5 protein-coding genes are annotated in these 4,565 nt (G+C 65.0%); 2 read left to right on the top strand and 3 right to left on the bottom strand.

Translation table 11 applies throughout. From position 1 onward, the window contains the following. Positions 1 to 840: HRDC domain-containing protein (locus RHBS_RS24765; protein ID WP_187298622.1), on the top strand; the 840-nt coding region annotated here is incomplete at its 5' end. 602 nt (positions 841 to 1,442) lie between these two features. Next, on the top strand, positions 1,443 to 1,763 hold the full coding sequence (locus tag RHBS_RS24760; RefSeq protein WP_032397690.1) for a WhiB family transcriptional regulator: 321 nt from the start codon (positions 1,443 to 1,445) through the stop codon (positions 1,761 to 1,763). Positions 1,764 to 1,797: 34 nt separating this feature from the next. Here RHBS_RS24760 and RHBS_RS24755 read toward each other — a convergent pair whose 3' ends face one another. The 3 genes from RHBS_RS24755 to RHBS_RS24745 all read right to left on the bottom strand — a co-directional run. Then, positions 1,798 to 3,108, bottom strand: coding sequence for an AarF/ABC1/UbiB kinase family protein (locus RHBS_RS24755; RefSeq protein WP_128646729.1), 1,311 nt, complete (start codon positions 3,106 to 3,108; stop codon positions 1,798 to 1,800). Positions 3,109 to 3,200: 92 nt separating this feature from the next. Then, positions 3,201 to 4,094: a hypothetical protein gene (locus tag RHBS_RS24750; protein ID WP_128646727.1), complete on the bottom strand. Its 894-nt coding sequence runs from the start codon at positions 4,092 to 4,094 to the stop codon at positions 3,201 to 3,203. Positions 4,095 to 4,217: 123 nt separating this feature from the next. Then, on the bottom strand, positions 4,218 to 4,565 hold a 348-nt coding region (locus RHBS_RS24745; protein ID WP_145977596.1), incomplete at its 5' end, for a zinc-dependent metalloprotease.

The raw sequence follows: 4,565 nt of genomic DNA, 5'->3' as shown, positions 1-4,565 counted from the left end.
TCCGGCTCTGGGTGCGAGCGGGTGCTGGCTCCGCTCGGCCTGACGGCCACCGAGCCGACGGGTGCGCAGGCCCGCGAGAAGTGGGCATCGCTCGGCGGTTTGGTGCAGCTCACCGAAGAACTTCTGGTGCACGAGCCGGACCTGACCCTCGAGAAGTTGTTGGGGGAGCTCGCCGCACGTGCCGAGGCGCGGCATCCACCGACGGTGCAGGGCGTCACTCTCGCCTCGCTGCATGCGGCGAAGGGACTCGAGTGGGACGCGGTGTTCATCGTCGGTCTCGCCGACGGCACCCTGCCGATCTCGCACGCGATCGGCAACGACCCCAGTGCCAACAACGAGGCGGCCGTCGAGGAGGAACGCAGGCTGCTCTACGTCGGTGTCACGCGCGCCCGAGTCCACCTGCATCTGTCATGGGCACTCGCCCGCAACGAGGGCGGACGCAAATCGCGGCGCCGGTCGAGGTTTCTGAACGGTCTGATTCCCGAGGACTCGCCCGCCTCGCGTATTGCCGCGCCCGCGGCCAAGAAGTCCGGTCCCAAGTGTCGGTTGTGCGGCAAGCCCCTGATCGGCACGTCTGCGACCATGTTGGGTCGGTGCGACAGTTGTCCGTCGAACGTCGACATCGCCCTGCTCGATGCACTGAAGTCGTGGCGACTGGACAAGTCCCGCGAACTGAAGGTGCCCGCGTACGTCGTGTTCAGCGACAACACGCTGACGGCCATCGCGGAGCAGCAACCGCAGGACGAGCGTGGGCTGGTGGCGATTCCGGGAATCGGGGCCAAGAAGCTGGAGCGGTTCGGCGAAGAAGTTCTCACCGTGGTGCGGGCCTCGGACACGTGACGCGGAGGTACGGAAATCTCCGCGAAACCGCAGGTAGAAAATAACTTGTGCAGATATCGGCAGGGGGCTTAGTCTGTTTCACGTGCCGCGGGAGATCGCGCACTGTCCAATCCGCCAACGAGACCAGAACAGGAGCTGAAGAAATGATCAACACATTGCACGCCGCCGTTGCCCACGCAACCGTCGCGTTCAGCCCTGTCCTCGGCACGGCACCTTTCGGAGTTGCCCCCCTCGGCACTCATGCCGCCGCCGCAGGCTCTGTTGCGCAGACGTGGATTCGTTCCTCTGCTTTCGGCCCCATGCAGGAGTCCGCATATGCGGCCTCGGGTTCGAATTCCGCCCAGGTCGCCCTGGCACCAGGAGCGAAAGCCGTTGCTCAGGCAGCCCGACGTCACCGCGCACCTTGTGCGTCCGTGCTCGACAGCAGACACCGACTTCACTGTCGGTAGACGCTTCGACAAGCCCCACCAGGCCACGGACCCGCACACGCGGACCGTGGCCTTTCTCGTTCAGGTAGTTCCTCTATCCGAGCGTGAGGCCGACAGGTTCGCATCACCCCTCGAACCGATAACGACGCCGCACGAAAAGTAGAGGAGACCGACGTGTCAACCGCCACGATCCGGACGACATGCCGACCAGAGTCCGAGAGTGCCTACGCTGCACAGTGTTCGACCGAATCGGTCGAGCTGGCACTGTCGGTGCCATGCCGAGCGGCGAACCCCGACATGTGGTTTGCCGACACCCCTGCCGAACTCGAGCAGGCCAAGGCACTGTGCGCCGAATGCCCCATCCGGCGTACCTGCCTGAGCGCGGCCCTCGACCGCGCCGAGCCGTGGGGCGTGTGGGGCGGTGAGATCCTCGAGCAGGGTGTCGTCATCGCCCGCAAGCGTCCCCGAGGACGGCCGCGGAAGAACGCAGCATGATCCACGAGACCGGTGCCCGGTTTCGCCGAACGAATCAGTCGGCGAAGCCGGGCAGCCACTCGGTGAGGATGGCCATGTACGGCGCGTAGGCGTCCAGTTGCGCGCAGATTCCGACCAGCCCGCCGAGCACTCGGAAGATCATCACGTACTCGGCAGGCATGTTCAACGCGCGAACGGTGCGGAACTGCGCACTGTTGAAATCTGTAGCGGTGCCCGCGGCTTTCTGCAGCCAGGCCCGGGTGAAGTGGAACGATTCGGTGTGGATCGGATCGGTGAAGGGCCGCAGATAATCTTCGATCTCCTTCTCCGTGACGGTGCGGCCCGGCACCACGAACCCGCTCTCGGTGAACAGTTCGACGAGTTCGTCGAACTTCTCGTCGCGTGCGAGCGAGACCATCCGACCCAGGACGGGCGGGAGACCGTCGGGCATCGGAGCGCAGGCACCGAAATCGATGACGCCCATGCGTCCGTCGTCGAGCATCATGAAATTGCCCGGATGAGGATCGGCGTGCAGCAACTTCGCGCGCGCCGGAGACACGAATGCGAACAACGCGAGCAGTTCGCCCGCCTGGTTACGCTCCTCGGCCGTTCCGTTCGCGATCACATCGGCCAGCGGCCGACCCGTCATCCATTCGCTGACAACGACTTTGGGTGCGCTGGCGACGATCTTGGGAATGGCGAACTGGGGATCGCCTGCAAATTCCTTGCTGAAGGCGCGTTGATTCGCCGCCTCGATGCGGTAGTCGAGCTCGTCCTCGGTACGGGCCGTCAATTCCTCGAGCACCGGCTTGACGTCCGTGCCCGCGAGCACCGTGCTGAACAGATTCGCGAACCTGTTCAGCGTCTTGAGGTCGGAGCGCAATGCGTCGTCCGCGCCTGGGTACTGGATCTTGACCGCGACATCGCGTCCATCCGACCAGGTTGCGCGGTGCACCTGTCCGATGCTGGCCGAGGCGATCGCAGTGTCGTCGAAATCGAGAAAACGTGACCGCCACGCAGTTCCGAGTTGCTGGTCCAACACCCGATGCACGGTCTTCGCGGGCATGGGCGGTCCCTGCGCCTGCAGCTTGGTCAGTGCCTCGCGGTACGGCTCCGAGAACTCCTCCGGAACGGCCGCTTCCATCACCGAGAGCATCTGCCCGAGCTTCATGGCACCGCCCTTGAGCTCCCCGAGGACGGAGAAGAGCTGTTCTGCTGCTTTGGCGGCCATGTCCGCATCGATTTCGTCGCGATTGCCGCCGGCGAGCTTCTTGCCGAACCCTACGGCAGCACGACCGGCCATTCCGAGGGGAATGCTGGCCAGTTTTGCAGTACGAGTCGATCCACGGCGCGGTATGTCAGACACAGCTCCATCATGGCTGAACCTTCCGACAATTGCTCGGACCGCCCCGCACCGACTCCTATCGGTCGAGGTGAACTCACTTTCGGTGCGTTTCGTCAGTGCCAGCAATCGCAGTGCGGATGCTTGGACCACAGCCGTTTGTGCACGGTGGTTCCGGCCGCTGCGAAGTCCAGTTCCATGGTGCAGTCGGCGGTCTCGGGAAGGGCGCCGTCGGAACGGCCGATGAGGTTCTCCAACTGAGCGAACGCGAACGCTGCCGTGGCCAGCACCGTCGCGCTGCTGGCTTGGCCGACCGTGCCGAGCAGTTGGGCGGACAGATGCGGCCACTCCGGCTCGAAGTCGCAGCGCGTCAGATCTGCACACCGCAGGCAACTCGTCCGACCGGGCACCACGAAGGGCCCGACGATGCCCTTCCCATCTCGTAGCCGCACCTGCAGATGTGGGATGCGCAGACGCACCAGATCGGTCACCAGTCGAGGTTCTGCAACCAGATCGTCGGCGAGTACGACGACGTCGTAGCTCCATGACCTCACCACCGAGTGCGGGTACCGCGTCGGGGTCAGACTCGTTCGGCTCACCGTGACACCGGTTCGACTCAGACCCGAGGCCAACGCGTCGGAGATCGGACCCCGCCCCACCAGGTGGACGGTCTTCACCGCTCCCGGACCGGCCTGCGAGGCCTGCAGCGAGGCGTCGGGCACCACCGGTTCGCTCGTGCCGTGCATCAGCAACCCGGAATCCTCCAGTTCGCCGAGCATCGCCGATGTTCGATTGGCGGACAGTCCCAATGTCATTGCGTGACAGACGATGTGAGGTCTGGAATGGCCCGCGGTGAGGAGTCGGAGAATTTCGAGTATCGAGCCCGGCTCGGCACCGGGAGGTGGAGTGACGACGACGCTGGTCTCGGGATTCCAGCCCAACTGAACGGTGCCGTCTCGACGCGGCAGAATTGCTACCGCAGGATCGAGTCGAACGGTCGGTGTGATCATGGAACACACTCTGGCAGCGCCGACAGCGAAGAACGCCCGCTCATGGCACGTTATCCACAGGGTGGAAGTGCCTCCGAGCAGGCGTTCGACGACCTCGATCGAAGTGGTGCGAAACCGGCCGGGTCAGGTTGTGGATGAACCCTTCTCGGGATCACCGTCGGTGCCCTTGTCGTCGTTCCCGGCGGCGCGCTCTTCGGCCTCCTTGGCTTCCATCGCTTCGAGCTGCGCGATCGGGTCGTCGAAGCTCGACGTTCCACCGCCGACGACTCGGTCGATGAACCCCGCGGGGTTGTCCAGGTCCGACGAGTCGGGCAGCAGATCGGGGTGTGCCCACACGCCGTCACGTCCCTCGATGTCGGCTGCGGCGAGGAGCTGACGCCACAGATCGGCTGCTTCGCGGACCTTGCGGGGCCGCAGTTCGAGGCCGACCAGCGTCGCGAAGGTCTGTTCGGCAGGGCCGCCCGACGCCCG

Origin of the sequence: Rhodococcus sp. BS-15, assembly GCF_000813105.1 — a bacterium.
GTDB lineage: Bacteria > Actinomycetota > Actinomycetes > Mycobacteriales > Mycobacteriaceae > Rhodococcoides.
Note: the sequence above shows the minus strand (reverse complement) of the source record. Positions and strands in the feature narration are given on the sequence as shown.

Excerpts from the sequence above, each read along its gene's own strand:
- RHBS_RS24750 (WP_128646727.1), bottom strand. The coding sequence starts at position 4,094 with ATGATCACACCGACCGTTCGACTCGATCCTGCGGTAGCAATTCTGCCG.